This window comes from Mycolicibacterium sp. XJ879, assembly GCF_053483935.1.
In genome coordinates, this window is record NZ_JBEFTH010000012.1 from 73,726 (window position 1) to 91,410 (window position 17,685).

22 protein-coding genes, 1 tRNA gene and 1 pseudogene are annotated in these 17,685 nt (G+C 67.6%); 9 read left to right on the forward strand and 15 right to left on the reverse strand.

The annotated features are described in order from the left end of the window. Window positions 1-4 precede the first annotated feature (4 nt). Complete coding sequence (locus ABQF13_RS21900) at window positions 5-1,267, reverse strand: amidohydrolase family protein (RefSeq protein WP_448394933.1); 1,263 nt, start codon at window positions 1,265-1,267, stop codon at window positions 5-7. Between the two features lie 37 nt (window positions 1,268-1,304). Here ABQF13_RS21900 and ABQF13_RS21905 point away from each other — a divergent pair, with 37 nt between their 5' ends. Continuing rightward, entirely contained in the window at window positions 1,305-2,156 is an 852-nt protein-coding gene (locus ABQF13_RS21905; protein ID WP_448394890.1) for an AraC family transcriptional regulator, read from the forward strand. Here ABQF13_RS21905 and ABQF13_RS21910 read toward each other — a convergent pair. After that, the gene (locus tag ABQF13_RS21910) at window positions 2,153-2,758 is read right to left on the reverse strand and encodes a TetR/AcrR family transcriptional regulator (protein WP_448394891.1); all 606 of its coding nucleotides are present in this window, start codon (window positions 2,756-2,758) and stop codon (window positions 2,153-2,155) included. The two genes, ABQF13_RS21905 and ABQF13_RS21910, sit on opposite strands and share 4 nt — an antisense overlap. A gap of 160 nt (window positions 2,759-2,918) precedes the next feature. Here ABQF13_RS21910 and ABQF13_RS21915 point away from each other — a divergent pair, with 160 nt between their 5' ends. Then, window positions 2,919-3,215, forward strand: coding sequence for a WhiB family transcriptional regulator (locus ABQF13_RS21915; RefSeq protein WP_448394934.1), 297 nt, complete (start codon window positions 2,919-2,921; stop codon window positions 3,213-3,215). Window positions 3,216-3,299: 84 nt separating this feature from the next. After that, window positions 3,300-3,551, forward strand: a complete 252-nt coding sequence (locus ABQF13_RS21920) for a hypothetical protein (protein ID WP_448394892.1) — start codon at window positions 3,300-3,302, stop codon at window positions 3,549-3,551. Between the two features lie 58 nt (window positions 3,552-3,609). Here ABQF13_RS21920 and ABQF13_RS21925 read toward each other — a convergent pair. Beyond that, window positions 3,610-3,693, reverse strand: a tRNA-Leu gene (locus tag ABQF13_RS21925). A 121-nt stretch (window positions 3,694-3,814) separates the two neighbouring features. Here ABQF13_RS21925 and ABQF13_RS21930 point away from each other — a divergent pair. The 4 genes and pseudogenes from ABQF13_RS21930 to ABQF13_RS21945 form a co-directional block, all read left to right on the forward strand. Further along, window positions 3,815-3,889: pseudogene (locus ABQF13_RS21930) on the forward strand (hypothetical protein); the annotation flags it as partial. Window positions 3,890-4,111: 222 nt separating this feature from the next. Continuing rightward, window positions 4,112-4,555 carry a hypothetical protein gene (locus ABQF13_RS21935; protein WP_448394935.1) on the forward strand — a complete coding sequence of 148 codons (444 nt, stop codon included), beginning with the start codon at window positions 4,112-4,114 and terminating at the stop codon, window positions 4,553-4,555. Further along, entirely contained in the window at window positions 4,536-4,922 is a 387-nt protein-coding gene (locus ABQF13_RS21940; protein WP_448394893.1) for a hypothetical protein, read from the forward strand. The genes ABQF13_RS21935 and ABQF13_RS21940 overlap by 20 nt, the downstream gene beginning before the upstream one ends. Beyond that, entirely contained in the window at window positions 4,919-5,257 is a 339-nt protein-coding gene (locus ABQF13_RS21945) for a DUF3817 domain-containing protein (RefSeq protein ID WP_448394894.1), read from the forward strand. Before ABQF13_RS21940 ends, ABQF13_RS21945 begins: the two co-directional genes overlap by 4 nt. On the opposite strand, the gene ABQF13_RS21950 is transcribed toward ABQF13_RS21945, so the two are convergent. From ABQF13_RS21950 to clpS, 12 genes are all read right to left on the reverse strand, one after another. Continuing rightward, window positions 5,235-6,716: an MFS transporter gene (locus ABQF13_RS21950; RefSeq protein WP_448394895.1), complete on the reverse strand. Its 1,482-nt coding sequence runs from the start codon at window positions 6,714-6,716 to the stop codon at window positions 5,235-5,237. The two genes, ABQF13_RS21945 and ABQF13_RS21950, sit on opposite strands and share 23 nt — an antisense overlap. 32 nt (window positions 6,717-6,748) lie before the next feature. Then, window positions 6,749-7,375, reverse strand: a complete 627-nt coding sequence (gene rdgB, locus ABQF13_RS21955) for an RdgB/HAM1 family non-canonical purine NTP pyrophosphatase (RefSeq protein WP_448394936.1) — start codon at window positions 7,373-7,375, stop codon at window positions 6,749-6,751. Beyond that, window positions 7,372-8,154, reverse strand: coding sequence for a ribonuclease PH (gene rph, locus ABQF13_RS21960; protein ID WP_448394896.1), 783 nt, complete (start codon window positions 8,152-8,154; stop codon window positions 7,372-7,374). The genes rdgB and rph overlap by 4 nt, the downstream gene beginning before the upstream one ends. Before the next feature lie 81 nt (window positions 8,155-8,235). After that, window positions 8,236-9,033, reverse strand: a complete 798-nt coding sequence (locus ABQF13_RS21965; protein ID WP_448394897.1) for a cyclic nucleotide-degrading phosphodiesterase — start codon at window positions 9,031-9,033, stop codon at window positions 8,236-8,238. A 43-nt stretch (window positions 9,034-9,076) separates the two neighbouring features. Beyond that, the gene (murI, locus tag ABQF13_RS21970; protein ID WP_448394937.1) at window positions 9,077-9,910 is read right to left on the reverse strand and encodes a glutamate racemase; all 834 of its coding nucleotides are present in this window, start codon (window positions 9,908-9,910) and stop codon (window positions 9,077-9,079) included. A gap of 11 nt (window positions 9,911-9,921) precedes the next feature. Next, entirely contained in the window at window positions 9,922-10,599 is a 678-nt protein-coding gene (locus tag ABQF13_RS21975; protein WP_448394898.1) for a rhomboid family intramembrane serine protease, read from the reverse strand. Beyond that, the gene (locus tag ABQF13_RS21980) at window positions 10,596-11,570 is read right to left on the reverse strand and encodes a cysteine synthase (protein WP_448394899.1); all 975 of its coding nucleotides are present in this window, start codon (window positions 11,568-11,570) and stop codon (window positions 10,596-10,598) included. The genes ABQF13_RS21975 and ABQF13_RS21980 overlap by 4 nt, the downstream gene beginning before the upstream one ends. A gap of 11 nt (window positions 11,571-11,581) precedes the next feature. Further along, complete coding sequence (locus tag ABQF13_RS21985; RefSeq protein WP_448394900.1) at window positions 11,582-11,854, reverse strand: MoaD/ThiS family protein; 273 nt, start codon at window positions 11,852-11,854, stop codon at window positions 11,582-11,584. Continuing rightward, window positions 11,851-12,276, reverse strand: coding sequence for a M67 family metallopeptidase (locus tag ABQF13_RS21990; protein WP_448394938.1), 426 nt, complete (start codon window positions 12,274-12,276; stop codon window positions 11,851-11,853). Before ABQF13_RS21990 ends, ABQF13_RS21985 begins: the two co-directional genes overlap by 4 nt. A gap of 37 nt (window positions 12,277-12,313) precedes the next feature. After that, window positions 12,314-13,336, reverse strand: a complete 1,023-nt coding sequence (locus ABQF13_RS21995) for a P1 family peptidase (protein WP_448394901.1) — start codon at window positions 13,334-13,336, stop codon at window positions 12,314-12,316. A 28-nt stretch (window positions 13,337-13,364) separates the two neighbouring features. Continuing rightward, window positions 13,365-13,949, reverse strand: a complete 585-nt coding sequence (gene aosR, locus ABQF13_RS22000) for an oxidative stress transcriptional regulator AosR (protein WP_448394902.1) — start codon at window positions 13,947-13,949, stop codon at window positions 13,365-13,367. A 7-nt stretch (window positions 13,950-13,956) separates the two neighbouring features. Then, window positions 13,957-14,259 (reverse strand): ATP-dependent Clp protease adapter ClpS, encoded by a 303-nt coding sequence (gene clpS / locus ABQF13_RS22005; RefSeq protein ID WP_448394903.1) that lies wholly within the window; start codon window positions 14,257-14,259, stop codon window positions 13,957-13,959. 54 nt (window positions 14,260-14,313) lie between these two features. Between clpS and ABQF13_RS22010 the strand changes: the two genes are divergently transcribed. Both ABQF13_RS22010 and ABQF13_RS22015 read left to right on the forward strand, forming a co-directional pair. Continuing rightward, window positions 14,314-15,621 carry a nicotinate phosphoribosyltransferase gene (locus tag ABQF13_RS22010; RefSeq protein ID WP_448394904.1) on the forward strand — a complete coding sequence of 436 codons (1,308 nt, stop codon included), beginning with the start codon at window positions 14,314-14,316 and terminating at the stop codon, window positions 15,619-15,621. Between the two features lie 101 nt (window positions 15,622-15,722). After that, complete coding sequence (locus ABQF13_RS22015; RefSeq protein ID WP_448394905.1) at window positions 15,723-17,684, forward strand: ATP-dependent DNA helicase; 1,962 nt, start codon at window positions 15,723-15,725, stop codon at window positions 17,682-17,684. The last annotated feature ends 1 nt before the right edge of the window (window position 17,685 follow it).

Sequence of the window (17,685 nt, forward strand, 5' to 3'; positions counted from 1 at the left end):
CACATCACGCCTTGGCGAGCTGCTTCTGCTCGTAGAGGCGTGCCCACTCCTTGCGCGGGCGGATCGACACGTCGACGTCAGTGGCCTTGGCGCGCAACGCCCCAACGGTCGCCTGCTCGCGCGGGGTGCGCGCGAACGGATCCCAACCGAAGAACCGGCATGAGTTCTCCCAGGTGATCTTGTTGATATCGCTGTCGTCGGCGCCCGCGGCGTTCAACTCGGCCAGCACCTGCTCGGGCGCATCGGGCCAGAAGCAGTCCGAATGCGGGTAGTCGCACTCCCACGCGATGATGTCGATACCGATCTCGTGCCGCAGCTTCAACGACGTCTTGTCGGTGACGTAGCAAGCCAATGAGTGCTCGCGGAACACCTCGGAGGGCAGCTTGTCACCGAAGTCTCGGCGCAGCCACTTCTGGTTGGTGTAGTGCCGGTCGCTGCGGTCCAGGTAGAACGGGATCCAGCCGATACCGCCTTCGGAGAACGCGAATTTCAGGTCGGGGTAGTTGCGCATCGCCGGACCCCACAACAGATCCTGCGCGCACATCGCCGACACCTGGGTGGCCAGGATGATCAGGTTGTCGATCGGCGCGTTGGGCGCCATGCTGATCGCGCCGAAGCCAGTGCCGATGTGCAGACACATCACCACGTTCTCCTCGGACAGGGTGCGAAACACCGGGCCCCAGTAATCTTCGTCGTGGTAGCTCGGCAGCCCCTCCAGGTGCGGCAGTTCCGGCATCGTCACAGCGCGGCAACCCTTGGCGGCCACCCGGCGGATCTCGGCACACATCCCCTCAGGAGTCCACGTCGGCAGGATGGCGATCGGGATGAACCGGTCCGGATACGAGCCGGCCCACTCGTCGATATGCCAGTCGTTGTAGGCCGACACCATCACCAGCGTGACGTCTTCGCGTGTCATGTTGAGGTGGCGCGCGGAGAAGCCGGTGAACGTCGGAAAGCACATCGAGGCCAGGATGCCGTTGCGGTTCATGTCGCGGACCCGCTCGTGCACGTCGTACACCCCCGGGCGCATCTCGGCGAACCCAGCCGGATCGCGGCCCCACTCCTCAGCGGGCCAGGACACCACCGCGTTCAGCCCGCTGACACCTTGCGGGCGGCCCTGATACATCCACTGGTCGACGCCCTTGTCGTCGGTCACCACGATCGGCGCCTCGGCCTTGTACTTCTCCGGCACGTGCCGCAGGAACATGTCGGGAGGCTCCACGACGTGGTCGTCAATGCTCACCAGGATCAGGTCGTCAGGTCGCATACCTTCGCTCATACCCCCAGTAGTACCGTCTAATGGTGTGACCGTCTCTGCGCTATCGGACAGAGTATTGACTGAATCGGCCAACGACGTGGCTGCGGCCTCGCGCCGGGTAATCGACCTGCGCCGCGGCGGACGCGCCTTGCGCGGCAGCTACCTGTACCACGGCGACGCACTGATCACCGGGTGGCACTCCCATGACGTGCACCAGATCGAGTACGCGGTCGGTGGCGTCGTCGAGGTGGAGACCGACTCGGCGCACTACCTGCTACCACCGCAACAGGCGGCCTGGATCCCCGTCGGGCTGGAACACCAGGCGACGATGAACCCCGACGTGCGCACCGTCGCGGTGATGTTCGACCCGCTGCTGATCCCCGACGGCGGTGACCGCGCCCGGATCATCGCGGTCTCGCCGCTGATCCGGGAGATGATGCTCTACGCGCTGCGCTGGCCGATCGACCGCCCGGACGGCGACGACATATCCGACGGCTTCTTTCGCACCCTGGCCAACTTGGTCAGCGAAGCGCTGGATCACGAGGCACCGCTGAGCCTGCCGACCTCCGAGCAACCGATCGTCGCGGCCGCCATGGCCTACACCAAGGAGCACCTCGACACCGCCACCGTCGAAGACGTCAGCCGCGCCGTCGCCGTATCCGAGCGCACACTGCGGCGATTGTTCCACGACACGCTCGGAATGCCTTGGCGAACATACCTTTTAAACGCACGGATGCTGCGCGCCATGGCGCTCCTGGCAGCACCGGGCCAATCTGTGCAGGCGACGTCGTCGGCGGTCGGCTTCGACAGCCTCAGCTCGTTCACCCGCGCGTTCGCCCAGTTCTGCGGTGAGACACCGACTACCTACCGCAAAAGAGTTGGTAGCGACCGTCTTTAGTCGCGTATCTGCCCGTCGCGCAACAGCCCGTCGACGGCGTTCTGCCAACGCTGCAGCTGTGTGGGCGTGGTGAACGGTTCGGGCAGGTGCCGCTCGATGTGCGCGCGCAGGATAAAGGTGCCCAGCGCGAGTACGAGCGGGTTCAGCGTCGCCCACGTCGGGTCCAGATCGGGCCGGGTCAGCCCCAACTCGGTGCGCTGTTGCCAGCGGGCCGCACCCATGGCCGCCAGTGCGTCGAACAACTTGCGCCCCAGCGCGCTGCCGTCGGTCAGGGCACGCCCGACGTAGTCGATGACGTCGGGGTGCTCGTTGACCAACTGGGTGACCCGCTGCCCGATGTCGGAGATCGAATCGCTGGGCGGTTCGGGGACGGGCTCCGACAGGGTCGCGTTCACCACCGACATCACGTAGTCGTCGACGGCCTGGATCAGACCGGCCTTCGTCGTGAAGTGGTGCTGGACCAGACCGAGGGACACGCCGGCAGCCGCGGCCACTGCGCGCAATGACGTCATCCCCGTTCCGGTCGTGGCAAAACTCCGCAATGCCGCGTCACGGATTTTCTCGACGCTCGACCGTGTGCTCGTGTCGGCGGTCACTGTCACCGTGGCAGCGTAGCAATACGCCTGTATCGTCAGTTCCGATACACGTGTATTGTCGGCTTGCCGGCGGTCTGAACCGGCGACATCGGAAGGCCAACAGATGCAGAACCGCGAAGGGGTCAATGCGCGGCCACCTGGGGTGGTCGCGTGGCCGGGCAACACGCTGGCCGATCGGAAGACCGCCGATGAAAGCCCGCTCGGTGCCTGCACGCGCGATCCGGACCGCTGGACGATGAGCGCCGACGAGGGTGCCAAAGCGATCTGTCGCGCCTGCCCGCGACGCTGGCGGTGCGCGCAGGAGGCGTGTGAGACGCCGGCGGCCGAGGGCATATGGGCAGGCATTTTGATCCCGGAATCGGGTCGTGCCCGGCGGTTCGCGCTGAGGCAACTGCGCTCGCTCGCCGAACTCAACGGCTTCCCGGTGCGCCATCGCCAGGACACGATCGAGCACTCCGCCTGACGTTCTCTCGGCATCAACGCGTTTAGAAATTTCCTGAGAGGTCAATTCATCGGCAACTGAGTTGGATCGCCGATGGGAGTGCTGATGCACGGGGGGACCTCCGCACCTTCTGACGACATGAAGTCCGAGGCATGGTCGGAGGCCATCGCGACAACGGGACTGTTCCTCAACATCGCAGGGGTGATCGCGATCGCGATAGCGCTGGCCAGCTGGACGGTCGGGGACGGGATGCTGGCCCTGGTGTTCGGCTCGATCGCCGCGGTGAGCACCGGGGGCAGCATCGTCTGTTTCGTCAGGCAGTCCGCCGAACCGGAGATCGTTTCACCGAGAACCTAGGCGGCACAGCAAACCGTCGGCTCCTGCCGATTTCTACGCGGCGGTCGCTCGAACATCGTGCGGGCGGTGGGACTCGAACCCACAAGCTCTCTCGAGCAATGGCACCTAAAGCCATCATGTTTGCCAATTTCATCACGCCCGCGGCGTGGCGATCGTACCGCCCTATGCCTTCGCAAAGATGTCGGCCGTGCCGCATACCTTGATAGCAAACACACAAGGTAGGGGCATAGAACGTGCGGTCAGCAGAAGAATTTGAGGCCGCGATGCGGCTCATCGCATCCGGTGCTAACGATTGCGAGGTCGCCCGTCAACTAGGTCTACCACGCTCGACGGTACGAGACTGGCGGAACAAACCGCAGATGGCGGTGAGGCCCACGGGGACAAGCGAGTGCGGTGCTGTCCACGACTTCGCGGCTCTGTCCCCCGCAGCGTATTGCTATCTGCTCGGCCTGTACCTCGGGGACGGGTCCATCTCACGAGCACGTCGAGTTTGGCGTCTGCGAATCACCCTCGATAAGAAGTATCCGTCGATTATTGACCGGTGTTGCTACGCCATCGAAATGCTGATGCCAGGTCAACGAGCGGGTCGTGTGCAGCGTGTTGGCTGTGTCGATGTTTCTCTCTTCTCGAAGCACTGGCCCTGCCTCCTCCCGCAACACGGGCCGGGCAAGAAGCATGAGAGGTCGATCAAACTCGAGCCCTGGCAAGAAGCGCTCGTTGACCAGGCGACCGAGGAGTTCGTTCTCGGCCTCATCCACAGCGACGGCTGCCGCGTCGTCGCCAACGATCGCGGGGTTCGCAGCATCCGGTACCACTTCACGAACCGATCCGAAGACATCCTGGGGCTGTTCACCGCCGCGCTCGACCAGCTGGACATCCCCTGGACCCGGTCGAGTAAGTACATCGTCTCCATTTACCGCAAGGCGGCCACCGCTCGGCTGGATGAGTTCGTCGGGCCGAAGGCCGTCGCGGTACCGTTGAATGGTGTCCACTACACGGCGTAGCAGACCGGCGCTCATCGCATTGGTGATCGTCGGCGCCGCCGGCTGCCTGGCCCTGGCGTGGTGGCAGTGGACCCGCTTCGAGTCCACGGCGGGCGACTACCAGAACCTCGGCTACGCCTTGCAGTGGCCCATGTTCGCGGGTTTCCTCGTGTACGCCTACTACAAGTTCGTCCGCTACGAAGAGGCGCCGCCCGAGCCGACCAGCCGCGATACCGTCACCGAGATCCCCGCCGGGTTGCTGCCCGAACGACATACGCCGGAGCCCGCCACAGACGGCGATCCAGCGTTGCGGGAGTACAACGCCTACCTCGCCGAGCTCGCAGAGAAAGACTCCGCAAAGAAAGACAAGGAACAGCCGACGACATGACCGAAACGCCTGCGCCCACTACCCCGATCGACGCCATCCGCAAGGCGCTGCTCGGCTACCGCATCCTCGCCTGGACGACGGGTATCTGGCTGATCGCGCTGTGCTACGAGATGGTGATGAAGTACGTGTACCACGTCGAGGGCTTGAACTGGATCGCCGTCGTGCACGGCTGGGTGTACTTCGTCTATCTGCTCTTCACCGCCAACCTTGCGGTGAAGGTGCGCTGGCCGATCGCCAAGACCATCGGCGTGCTGCTGGCCGGCACCATCCCCCTTGTCGGCATCATCGTCGAGCAGGTGCAGACCAAGGAGATCAAGGACCGCTTCGGCTTGTAACCGGTTCCCGCATCGGGGCGGCGGATTCGTCGACGCCACCCACCCCAGCCGGAATCAACACGGCAAGCAACGCGGCGAGTGCGGCCATGGCGGCGGCGATCACCAGCGCGATCCGCAGGGCGGTCAGCGTCGGATAGGCCTGGCCCGCGACCGAGATCGTCATCCCCGCAAGGACCGCACCCACGACGGCGCTCGAGATGGACGTTCCCAGCGACCGCGCCAGCGCGTTGATACCGTTGGCCGCAGCGGTTTCGGAGATCGGCACCGCGGCGTTGATCAAAGCGGGCATCGACGCGAACGCGAACCCCACCCCGATGCTGACCAACACGTTGAACACCGACACCTGCCACGCGCTGCCGATCATCACCAAACCGGCCAGATACGACCCGGAGACGATCAGGCTGCCGACGATCAACGTGAACTTCGGGCCGCGCGCCGCGGCCACTCGAGACGCGATCGGCGCCGAGACCATCATCGCCAGACCCCCGGGCGCCAACCACAGCCCGGCCTGAAACATGCTCTGGCCCAACCCATAACCGGTTGCCGGCGGTAGTTCCAGGACCTGCGGTCCGATCAACGACATTGCGAACAGCGCGAAACCCACCGCGATCGACGCCACGTTGGTGCTGAGCACGGGCCGCTTCAACGTGGTGCGCAGGTCGACGATCGGCGCGGCGGTGCGGAACTGCCACAGCCCGAACAGGCCGAAGACGACGAACGACGTGATGAACATCCCCAGCGTCGTCGCACTCGTCCAGCCCCAATCCCCGCCCTTGGAGATGCCGAGCAGCAACGTCACGAGCCCGACACCGAGGCCGAGCGCGCCGAGCGGGTCGAACCGGTCGGTCGACGTCGGCGGTATCCGCGGAACCAGCGCCGCGAACAGCAGACCCGACGCGATACCCAGCGCGGCGGCGAACCAGAACAGCGCGTGCCAGTCGAAGCGGTCGGCGATGATCGCCGACAGCGGAAGGCCCAGGGCTCCGCCCACACCCAGTGACGAGCTCATCAGTCCCATCGCGGTGCCCACCCGGTGCGGCGGTACCGACGCCCGCAACACGCTGATGCCCAACGGAATGATCGGGATGCCGAACCCCTGCAGCGCGCGGCCGATGAGCACCGGAAGCAACGCGCTCGTCGTCGCCGCGATCAACGAACCGACCGTCAGGATGACGGCGCAGAGAAGAAGAATCGGCTTGGGGCCGTACATGTCGCCGAGCCTGCCGAACACCGGGGTCGCCACCGACGCGGTGAGCAGCGTCGCGGTGATCATCCACGATGCGTTCGCGGCGTTGGTGTGCAGCAGCATGGGAAGTTCGGGGATCAGCGGGATCACCAGGGTCTGCATCAGCGACACGCTGATACCGGCGGCCGCGAGCACCGCGACAACGATCGCGGGGTGCCGGGTGCGCGGGCCCTCGGCACGTGAGGTAGCGAAGCGGCTGCGCACCTCGGGCATGCTACCGATTAGATCAGCTATACAAAATTCGGCTAGCCGGCCAGTTCACGCAGCACCGGCAGCAGCGCGGCCAACGCCCGCCCGCGATGCGATACGGCGTCCTTCTCCGCCGGGCTCAGCTCCGCGGCGGTGCGCGTCGCACCCGCCGGTAGGAACACCGGGTCGTAGCCGAAGCCGCCGTCGCCGCGCGGTTCACGCGCGATGCTGCCGGGCCAGGTCCCACGTACGACTGCTTCTCTTTGGCCGCCGCCCGCGTCAAACACCAGTGCGCACGCCGACACGAACGCCGCACCGCGCCGCTCGTCGGGCACGTCGCGCAATTGCGCCAGCAGCAACGCGGTGTTGGCTTGGTCCCTTTCGGCGGCACCGCCGGCCACGCCCGACCACCGCGCCGACAACACCCCCGGCATCCCGTTCAACGCGTCGACTTCCAGCCCGGAGTCGTCAGCAACCGTGGCCAGCCCGGTGGCCCGAAATGCGTCGCGCGCCTTGGCCAATGCGTTCTCTTCGAACGTCGCCCCGGTCTCCGGGGCTTCGTCGAACGGCGCCACGTCGTCCAGGGACAGCAAGGTCAACCCGGATACCCCCGCGGCGTCGAGCACCCGGTGCAGTTCGGCCAGCTTCTTGCGGTTGCGGCTGGCCACCAGCAGCGTGGTCAGCTTCCGAACGCCTTCTTCGCCGGCTCCGCAGATTCGGGCAACTCCGTGGGATAAGGCAATTCCAGTGCCTGGCGCTGGATTTCGAAGATCTGTTCGCAGGCCGCCATCGCGGCGTCGAGCATCTTGTCCAGCGTCGATCGCGGGAACGTCGCGCCTTCCCCGGTGCCCTGGATCTCCACGAGCGTTCCGGTGTCGGTGGCGACGACGTTCATGTCGACCTCGGCGCGGGAGTCCTCGGTGTAGGGCAGGTCGACGCGGATGCGACCGTCGACGACGCCGACGCTGACCGCTGCGATCGCGCACGACAGCGGCCGCGGGTCCGACAACTTACCGGCCGCCGAGAGGTAGGTCACCGCGTCGGCCAGCGCCACGTAGGCGCCGGTGATTGCGGCGGTGCGAGTGCCGCCGTCGGCCTGCAGCACGTCGCAGTCGATCGCGATGGTGTTCTCCCCCAGCGCCCCCAGGTCGATGCACGCGCGCAGCGACCGGCCGACGAGCCGGCTGATCTCTTGCGTGCGCCCGCCGACACGGCCCTTGACCGACTCACGGTCCGAGCGTTCGTGGGTGGCCGCGGGCAGCATCGCGTATTCGGCGGTCAGCCAGCCCTGCCCAGTGCCCTTGCGCCAGCGCGGCACACCTTCGGTGACGCTGGCGGTGCACATGACGCGGGTCTCGCCGAACTCCACCAGCACTGACCCGGCGGGATGGGTGGTGAAACCGCGGGTGATGCGCACCGGCCGCAGTTCGTCGTCGCGTCGGCCGTCTTCTCGTGTGGACACGGGCCAACCCTATCGGGTGCCACCGTCATCGCCGAGGTCGACGTTTTGTCGCGCCCGCTTGTCCCTTTGGGCGGGAAAAGCTCACTTGCGGGGGACGTCGAACGTCTCCCCGCACACCACCGCGTGCACCGGGCCGTTGAACTCCGCCTTCGCTTCGCTGATGACGTCCTCACGCGACGTCCACGGCGGGATATGGGTCAGCAACAGTTCGCCGACGCCGGCCTCGGCGGCCGCCCGCCCGGCCTCGGTGCCCGACAGGTGCAGGTTGGGCGGCCGGTCCTCGGAATGCGTCCACGACGCCTCGCAGAGGAACACGTCGGCGTCGCGGGCCAGGTCGATCAGCGCTTCGCAGTAGCCGGTGTCACCGCTGTAGACGAACGTCGCACCAGACGGATCGGTGAAGCGCAGACCGTAGGACTCGGTCGGGTGACAAACAAGATGAGGCGCCACGGTCAGTGCGCCGATCGTCACCGGCTCGTCGTGCACCCAGTGGCGCACCTCGAAAACGTCGGAGAAATCGTCGATCTCACCGCCCTCCGGCGATGACGCTGCGCCGAGCCGCGCCCACGTGTTCGCCGGCCCGTACAGCACGCCGGGCTCCTGGGCCGGCGCCGGGTGGTAGCGGCGCCAGACGAACAACCCGGGAAGGTCAAGGCAGTGGTCGGCGTGCAGATGCGAAAGCAACACATGCACATCGTTGGGATCGGCGTAGCGCTGCAGCGCACCCAACACGCCGCCGCCGAAATCGACTACCAGCGGCGGGGTATCCGGAGCCGTGATCAAATAACCAGACGCTGGCGAATCAGGTCCGACGACACTGCCGGAGCAACCGAGTACGGTGATTCGCACGCTCTCTAGCTTGCCATGCCCGTCACTCATGTGACGAAGACATGGCGCGTTTGCGCTTCTTTCCTGCGGTAGATCACTTCCCGGCCCCGACGTGACGTTGAACAGGTCGAACACCGTCCAGTGACGGACCGAGAAACCGGGCGGCAAGTGCGGTGAACGACTCAGGTTCACCGGTCGCCTCGAAGATCCGCTGCGCACCGCGGCCGTCCGGCTGCTCGCGGTGGGGACGCAGCAGATCCAGTTCGGTGAGCACCCGTAGCAAGTCCTTGGCAGTCTCCTCCGCGCTGGACACCAGCGTCACATGATCACCCATCGCCAACTGGATCAGCCCCGACAGCATCGGATAGTGGGTGCAGCCCAACACCAGGGTGTCGACTTCGGCGCGTTGCAGCGGTTCGAGGTAGCCCTCGGCCAGGCCCAGCACCTGGCGCCCACTGGTCACACCCCGCTCGACGAAGTCAACGAACCGCGGACACGCCACCGCGGTCACCTCGGTGTCGCGCGCGGCCCCGAAGGCGTCCTGGTAGGCCCCCGACGTGATGGTCGCCTCGGTGCCGATGACCCCGATGCGGCCGTTGCGGGTTGCGGCCACCGCACGCCGCACCGCGGGCAGGATCACCTCGACGACGGGCACCGGCGCGTAGCGTTCCCTGGCGTCGCGCAGGCACGCCGCCGACGCGGAGTTGCAGGCGATCACCAAGGCCTTGACGCCATGCGCCACCAGGTCGTCGCCGATCGCCAGCGCATGCGCGCGGATCTGTGGAATGGTCAGCGGCCCGTAGGGTCCGTTGGCGGTGTCGCCGACGTAGACGATGTCCTCGTCGGGTAGCTGGTCAATGATCGCGCGGGCGACCGTCAGCCCGCCGACCCCCGAATCGAAGATGCCGACCGGCAGAGCCGCGTCCACCGAAGGTCCGGTCACGTCAGCCGCGGCGGCTCGACCGGCCGTCGCAGCGCCCGCGCCTTACGTTCGGGCCCCGACAGCACGTAGGCCGCGATGACGCCGGCGACCGCCCCGCTCAGGTGGCCCTGCCAGGAGACGCCCGGGGTGCCGGGCAGCACGCCGAGCAGAATGCTGCCGTAGAGCAGCAACACGACCACGCCGATGACGATCTCCCAGATCTTGCGGGTGAAGAAACCGAACACGATCAGAAACGCCAGCCAGCCGAAGATCAGCCCTGACGCGCCGATGTGATTGGTTTCGCAGCGCACGTACGGGCAGTACGTGCCGACATTGCCGATCAACCAAGTGCCGAAGCCGCCGAGGATCCACACGATCGCGGTGGCGAAAATGAACCGCGACATCCCCGCCAGCGTCATCAGGAATCCGAGGACCAGCGCGGGAATGGAGTTGGCGATCAGGTGATCCCAGTCCGAATGCAGCAGCGGGGCGAACAGGATGCCCAGCAGCCCGTCGCTTTCCAGCGGTCGAATTCCGTTGTCGTCCAGGCGATGTCCGGTCAGCGAGTCCCACAGCTCGATCAGCCACAGCAGCACCACGAAACTGACGATGGTCAGGCCGCCGACCAGCCAGGCGGGGCGCTTCTTTGGCTGCGCGGGCCCGGGTGCGCCAGGGTATCCGCCCGTGCCTGTCATGCCCACAGCTGTCCTTCCAACGCGTCTTCAGCCTCATCCAGGCTACCGGCGTAGGCACCGGTCGACAGATACTTCCAACCGGCGTCGGCGACCACGAATGCGATGTCGGCGCGCTGACCTGACTTGACCGCCTTGGCGGCCATGCCCAGCGCGGCGTGCAGCACCGCGCCGGTGGAGATGCCGGCGAATATGCCCTCGACCTGGACCAGTTCGCGGGTGCGTTTGACGGCGTCATAGGAGCCGACGGAGAAGCGGGTGGTCAGCACGTCGGGGTCGTACAGCTCGGGGATGAACCCCTCGTCGATGTTGCGCAGCGCGTAAACCCCTTCGCCGTAGCGGGGTTCGGCGGCCACGATCTGCACGTCGGGGACCTGCTCACGCAGATAGCGCCCGGTGCCCATCAGCGTGCCCGTGGTGCCGAGGCCTGCGACGAAGTGGGTGATCTCGGGCAGGTCGGCCAACAGCTCAGGCCCGGTGCCCTCGTAGTGCGACAGGGTGTTGGACGCGTTGCCGTATTGATAGAGCATCACCCACGACGGGTTCTGTTGCGCAAGCTCTTTCGCGTGCGCCACCGCGGTGTTGGATCCGCCTTCGGCCGGGGAGAAGATGATCTGCGCGCCGTAGAGCTCGAGCAGCTGACGGCGTTCGATCGAGGTGTTCTCGGGCATCACGCAGATCATTCGGTAGCCCTTGAGCAGCGCGGCCATCGCCAACGAAATCCCGGTGTTGCCGCTGGTGGGCTCTAGGATCGTCGCGCCGGGCTGCAGCAGGCCGCCGCGTTCGGCGTCTTCGATCATCCGCAGCGCGGGGCGGTCCTTGATGGAGCCGGTGGGGTTGCGGTCCTCGAGCTTGGCCCACAGCCGCACGTGCGGTGCGCCGTCGGGCGCGTCGTCCCAGCACGGCGACAGCCGGCGCAGCCCGACCAGCGGGGTGTCACCAAGCGCGTCGAGCAGTGACTCGTAACGGGTCATCGGGCGCCCACTCAGCCTCCTGCCACGGCGGGAAGGATGGTCACCGAGTCGCCGTCGGATATCGAGGTGTCCAGCCCGCCGGAGAACCGCACGTCCTCGTCGTTGACGTAGATGTTGACGAAGCGGTGCAGCTTGCCGTTATCGACGAGCCGTTCGGCGATGCCGGAGTAGTTCGTCTCGAGGTCGCTGATGACGGCGGCCAAGGTGTCACCGGATGCGGTCACCCGCTTTTCACCGCCGGTGTGGGGGCGAAGGATGGTTGGGATCGAGACGTTCACGGTCATGGTTGCTCCTCGTACTGCTTGACGATCTTGACGGGTTCCTCGGTGACGACGCCGTCGACGATGCGGTAGCTGCGCAGTTCGTGCGCGTCGGGATCGCGGGTCGACACCAGCACATAGTGGGCGTCGGGTTCGAAAGCGAGAGAGATGTCGGTGCGGCTGGGGTACGCCTCGGTCGCGGTGTGGGAGTGGTAGATGACGATGGGCGTCTCACCGGCCTCCTCCATCGCCCGCCACACCTTCAGCTGCTCCATCGAGTCGAAGCGGTAGAAGGTCGGGGACCGTTCGGCGTTGACCATCGCGATGAACCGCTCGGGACGATCGGAGCCCTCCGGTCCGGCGATGATCCCGCACGCCTCGTCGGGGTGGTCGGCGCGGGCGTGCGCGACCATGGCGTCGACCAGGTCGGCGCGGATCACCAGCACTGTCATTCCCTTTCTACGGGCCCTGTTCGTGGACGGGTCACCCGAATGCTCCGGGCAACATGTCCCGGTACGTCGGTATTCCGGCCACCGACTCCGCCGCCAGCACACCCGCCAGCACCGCGCGGGCCAGACAGTCCGCGGCGGCCGCCCCGATCGCGGTGATCAGCGGCGTCTCCGGCGACATCGAGGCCGGGGTGGTGGGGTCCAGCGGTACCTCGACAGCACCGGTGGCCAGCGCAAACACCGTATCGCCATCCAACGGGGTGTGGCACGGGCGGATGGTGCGGGCCAGACCGTCGTGCGCGGCGACGGCGACGCGCCGACACCCCGCCTTGCTCAGGACCGCGTCGGTGGCGACTACGGCGATCGTGGTGTTGAGCGGGCTGAACTCCTGGTGCCTTCCGGCGTAGGCGGCGATCTGGTCGTGCGGCGGCGCTACCAGGCCCAGTTCGTCGACCTGGTCGGCCAGCCACGGCAACCCGGTCGCCGGGTCCACCACGTCACCGGCGGAGTTGACGATCACCAGCGCCCCGACGGTCACGCCCGATTCGAGCGTCGTCGACGCCGTGCCGACGCCGCCTTTGAGCACGCCGGCGCGCGCTCCGGTGCCCGCGCCGACGGTGCCGAGCGCCACCTCGGTGCCTGCGCTCTGGGCCGCGGTGTAGCCGAACTCCGGCGTCGGCCGGCACGCCCAGCCGCCGACGGGCAGGTCGAAGACCACCGCGGCGGGCACGATCGGCACCACCCCGCCCTCCATCGCCACCCCGCGGCCCTGGTCCTCCAGGAACCGCATCACGCCGTCGGCGCTGGCCAACCCGAACGCGCTGCCACCCGACAGCACCACGGCGTCGACGTGGCGCACCGAGTTGCTCGGGTCGAGCAGGTCGGTCTCGCGGGTGCCCGGGGCACCACCGCGGCCGTCGACGGCGCCGACCGTGCCGGGCGGCGCCAGCACCACCGTGGTGCCACTGGCCCATCCGGACCCGAGCGTGGCATCGGCGTCGATTTGATGGTGCTGACCGACGAGGACGCCGGCGACCTCGGTGATCGAACCCGTCACTGTTCTCTCTTTCCGCCAATGGCGCTCATCAACGCGACTTGCCCATGAGCCCGAGGACCAGATATTCCTGAAGCACGGTCAGCCACTGGTACACGTCGAGGTGCCCTGCCAACGGATGGTCGTCGGGCAGCGCGTCGGGTCCGCCCGACGCGACTCCGAGCATCGTGCCCAGCGCCAGCCGCATGTCGTTGACCGCGGCCGACCACGCGTGGGCGTCGTCCTCGGTCAGCTCGAGCTTGCCGCCCGCCTGCGGAACGGTGTCCAGAAGCCGCTGTGCGGCTTGACGTTTCGCGTCGATGATCTCGGGCTCGTGCAGGCTGCGCAACGCGCTGTTGAGGGATTCGGCCGTGCCCGAACCAGCGGGATGGTCGGTCTGGGACCGGTAGAAGTCGGGCAGCAGGCGTTTCATCGTTTCGTCCTGCGGCGGGGCGGAGTTTCCGGTGCGGATACCGGTGATCTGTTCCAATTCATCTGCGGGAGCGGTGGATTGGCGCTCATCGAGCATACCGATCATCGAGGTGGCGAGGCTGTGCAGCAACGCGGCCTCATGCGCGGCCAACGCCGACCGGAACCGCGGGCCGTCGGGAGTCTCGACCCGCTTCCATTTACGCACTGCTCTGTCAGCGGTCCTGTTGCATGGTCGCCCACAAGCCGGCGGCATGGAGTTTGGACACATCGACCTCCATCGACTCACGGCTGCCCGCCGACACCACGGCCTTACCTTCGTTGTGCACTTGCAGCATGAGTTTGGTCGCGTGCGGCTCGCTGTAGCCGAACAGCTTCTGGAGAACGTACGTCACATAGGTCATCAGGTTGACCGGGTCGTCCCAGACGATCGTCACCCAAGGGACGTCGGCCGCCTCGTGCGTGGCGACGTCACGCTCCTCGCGGGTTCCCGGTCGAGCCTTGGCCGGCGTAACCATGTTCTTCAGGATAGCCGGGGCATATCGAGGGCCTTTAACTACTACGGTTGCGGTGTGACCCGGCCGGCTGTGGCGTTGTTTACCGACAAGTACGAGCTGACGATGCTCGCGGCCGCCCTGCGCGACGGCACTGCGCGCCGGCGGACGACCTTCGAGGTTTTCGCCCGACGTCTGCCCGAGGGCCGCCGCTACGGCGTGGTCGCCGGTACCGCCCGGTTCGTGCAGTCGTTGGCGCAGTTCACGTTCGACGACGCCGCGCTCGCGGCGCTTTCGGACTTCTGCGACCCCGAGACGCTGGCCTACCTCGCCGACTACCGGTTCCGCGGCGACATCGACGGGTACGGCGAGGGCGAGCTGTATTTCCCGGGCTCGCCGGTGCTGTCCGTGCACGGCACATTCGGCGAGTGCGTGGTGCTGGAAACCCTTGCGCTGTCAATCTTCAACCACGACAGCGCAATCGCGTCGGCGGCCGCGCGCATGGTGTCGGCGGCCGAGGGCCGCTCGCTGATCGAGATGGGCTCACGGCGCACGCATGAGCAAGCCGCCGTCGCCGCCGCCCGGGCGGCCTATCTCGCCGGGTTCAGCGCCTCGTCCAACCTCGAGGCGCAGCGCGTCTACGGGGTGCCCGCCGCGGGCACCAGCGCCCACGCGTTCACGCTGCTCTACACCACCGAGCAGGGGCCGAACGAGAAGGCGGCGTTTGCGGCGCAGGTCGAGGCGCTCGGCGTGGGCACCACGCTGCTGGTCGACACCTACGACATCACCACCGGCGTAGCCAACGCCGTCGAGGTAGCCGGGCCCGAACTCGGTGCGGTCCGCATCGACTCCGGTGACCTGGGGGTGCTGGCGCGTCAGGTCCGCGAGCAACTCGACCGGCTCGGTGCGCACCGGACCCGCATCGTGGTCTCCGGCGATCTCGACGAGTTCGGGATCGCCGCGCTGCGCGCCGAACCCGTCGACATGTTCGGCGTCGGCACCTCGCTGGTGACCGGATCGGGCGCACCGACCGCAGGCATGGTGTACAAGCTCGTCGAGGTCGATGGGATGCCGGTGGAGAAGCGCAGCAGCCACAAGGAATCCCACGGCGGACGCAAACAGGCGACGCGGCTGGCCAAGACCACCGGCACCGTCGTCGAAGAGGTCGTGCACCTGTACGGACAGCCGCCCGCAGACGAGCGGGGGCTGGTCGAGCGGCCGCTCACCGAGGCGCTGGTGCGCGACGGCGAACCGGTCGGCGACCTCAGGCTGGAGACGGCGCGCGACCGGGTCCGCGCCGGGCTGGAAAGCTTGCCGTGGCATGGTCTGGCGCTGTCCCGCGGTGAACCGGCGATCCCGACCCGCATGGTTTCGCGCGCAACTTAGGAGGCACCACGGCTTCGGAGGGTAGGAGCGCTGGGCCCACGCGCGCAGCGCAGGGGACGACCCGGGAACAGCGGCGGGTCACCGACCTGCTGGCCGCGGCCGTGTCCTCGTTGGGCGGCAGCCAGCGCAGCGGTCAGATCGAGATGGCCGAGGCGGTGGCGCGCGCCTTCGCCACCGGTGAGCATCTGGCGGTGCAGGCCGGAACGGGCACCGGCAAATCGTTGGCCTACCTGGTGCCCGCGATCGCACGTGCCCTCGAGATCGAGGAACCGGTCGTGGTGTCGACGGCGACCATCGCGCTGCAACGCCAACTGGTAGACCGCGACCTGCCGCGGCTGGCGGAGTCGCTGGCCGACGCGCTGCCACGGGCCCCGGAGTTCGCGTTGCTGAAGGGCCGGGGAAACTACCTGTGCCTGAACAAGATTCATAACGGGTCGGCTGCGGCCGAACCCGAAGACCGGCCGCAGGAGGAGCTGTTCGAGCCGATGGCCGCCAGCGCTATGGGCCGCGATGTGCAGCGGCTCATCGCGTGGTCGTCGAACACCGACACAGGTGATCGCGACGAAGTGACCCCGGGGGTTCCGGACCGGTCGTGGTCGCAGGTCAGCGTGTCGGCGCGGGAGTGCATAGGGGTGTCGCGGTGCCCGTTCGGCACCGACTGCTTTTCCGAGCGGGCCCGCGACAAGGCCGGGCACGCCGATGTTGTCGTCACCAACCACGCGCTGCTGGCCATCGATGCGATCTCCGATGCGGCCGTGCTGCCCGAGCACCGCGTGCTCGTCGTCGACGAAGCACACGAACTGGTCGACCGGGTGACGTCGGTGGCCACCGGCGAGCTCTCGGCCACGTCGCTCGGGGTGGCGCAGCGCCGCGCGGCGCGCCTCGTCGACGCCGAACTCGCGCAACGGCTGGAGGCCGCGACCGCGACGATCTCGTCGGCGATCCACGACGCCACGCCCGGGCGCATCGACATGCTGGACGACGAGTTGGCGACCTATCTGACCGCGTTGCGGGACGCCGCGCACGGGGTGCGTTCGGCGATCGATACCAGCCCGGCCGACCCGAAGGCCGCGTCGGCGCGCGCGGAGGCCGTCACCGCGCTGACCGACGTCGCCGACACCGCGTCGCGCATCCTCGACTCGTTCGTGCCGGCCATCCCTGACCGCACCGACGTGGTGTGGTTGGACCGCGAGGACAACCGCGGCAACGTGCGTGCGGTGCTGCGGGTGGCGCCGCTTTCGGTGGCAGGGTTGTTGCGCGGCAGGCTTTTCGAGCATTCGACGACCGTGTTGACCTCGGCGACGCTGACCATCGGCGGCACGTTCGACGCGATGGCCGCGGCCTGGGGGCTCGGCGAGGACACCAAGTGGCGCGGTATCGACGTCGGGTCGCCGTTCGAGCACGCGAAGTCGGGCATCCTCTACGTCGCCGCGCATCTGCCGCCGCCGGGGCATCGCGGCAGCGGGCCCGGAGGCGCGGAGTCGGCGACAATCAACAACCCCGAACAGCTCGACGAGATCGCGGCGCTGGTGACCGCGGCGGGCGGGCGCACGCTGGGCCTGTTCTCGTCGATGCGGGCGGCCAAGGCCGCCGCCGAGATCATGCGCGAGCGCCTCGACACCCCGGTGCTGTGCCAGGGTGAGGACACCACGTCGGCGCTTGTGAAGCGGTTCGCCGAGGATCCCGAGACGTCGCTGTTCGGCACGTTGTCGCTGTGGCAGGGCGTCGACGTGCCGGGCCCGTCGCTGTCGCTGGTGCTCATCGACCGCATCCCGTTTCCGCGGCCCGACGATCCGTTGCTCACCGCGCGCCAGCGTGCGGTGGCGGCCCGCGGCGGCAACGGGTTCATGGCCATCGCCGCCAGCCACGCCGCGTTGCTGTTGGCTCAGGGCGCGGGCCGGCTGCTGCGCACCGTGGAGGACCGTGGCGTCGTCGCGGTGCTCGACTCGCGGATGGCCACTGCCCGCTACAGCGGCTACCTGCGCGCGTCGCTGCCGCCGTTCTGGGCGACGACCGATCCGACGCGGGTGCGCCAGGCGCTGCAACGGTTGCGCGGCGCCTGAC

Bases quoted from the DNA above. Each gene is read 5' to 3' on its own strand.
- ABQF13_RS21900 (WP_448394933.1), bottom strand. From the start codon at position 1,267: ATGCGACCTGACGACCTGATCCTGGTGAGCATTGACGACCACGTCGTG.
- ABQF13_RS21920 (WP_448394892.1), top strand. From the start codon at position 3,300: ATGCACGGGGGGACCTCCGCACCTTCTGACGACATGAAGTCCGAGGCA.
- ABQF13_RS21935 (WP_448394935.1), top strand. From the start codon at position 4,112: ATGCTGATGCCAGGTCAACGAGCGGGTCGTGTGCAGCGTGTTGGCTGT.
- ABQF13_RS21945 (WP_448394894.1), top strand. From the start codon at position 4,919: ATGACCGAAACGCCTGCGCCCACTACCCCGATCGACGCCATCCGCAAG.
- ABQF13_RS21950 (WP_448394895.1), bottom strand. From the start codon at position 6,716: ATGCCCGAGGTGCGCAGCCGCTTCGCTACCTCACGTGCCGAGGGCCCG.
- ABQF13_RS21965 (WP_448394897.1), bottom strand. From the start codon at position 9,033: ATGAGTGACGGGCATGGCAAGCTAGAGAGCGTGCGAATCACCGTACTC.
- ABQF13_RS21975 (WP_448394898.1), bottom strand. From the start codon at position 10,599: ATGACAGGCACGGGCGGATACCCTGGCGCACCCGGGCCCGCGCAGCCA.
- ABQF13_RS21980 (WP_448394899.1), bottom strand. From the start codon at position 11,570: ATGACCCGTTACGAGTCACTGCTCGACGCGCTTGGTGACACCCCGCTG.
- ABQF13_RS21985 (WP_448394900.1), bottom strand. From the start codon at position 11,854: ATGACCGTGAACGTCTCGATCCCAACCATCCTTCGCCCCCACACCGGC.
- clpS (WP_448394903.1), bottom strand. From the start codon at position 14,259: ATGGTTACGCCGGCCAAGGCTCGACCGGGAACCCGCGAGGAGCGTGAC.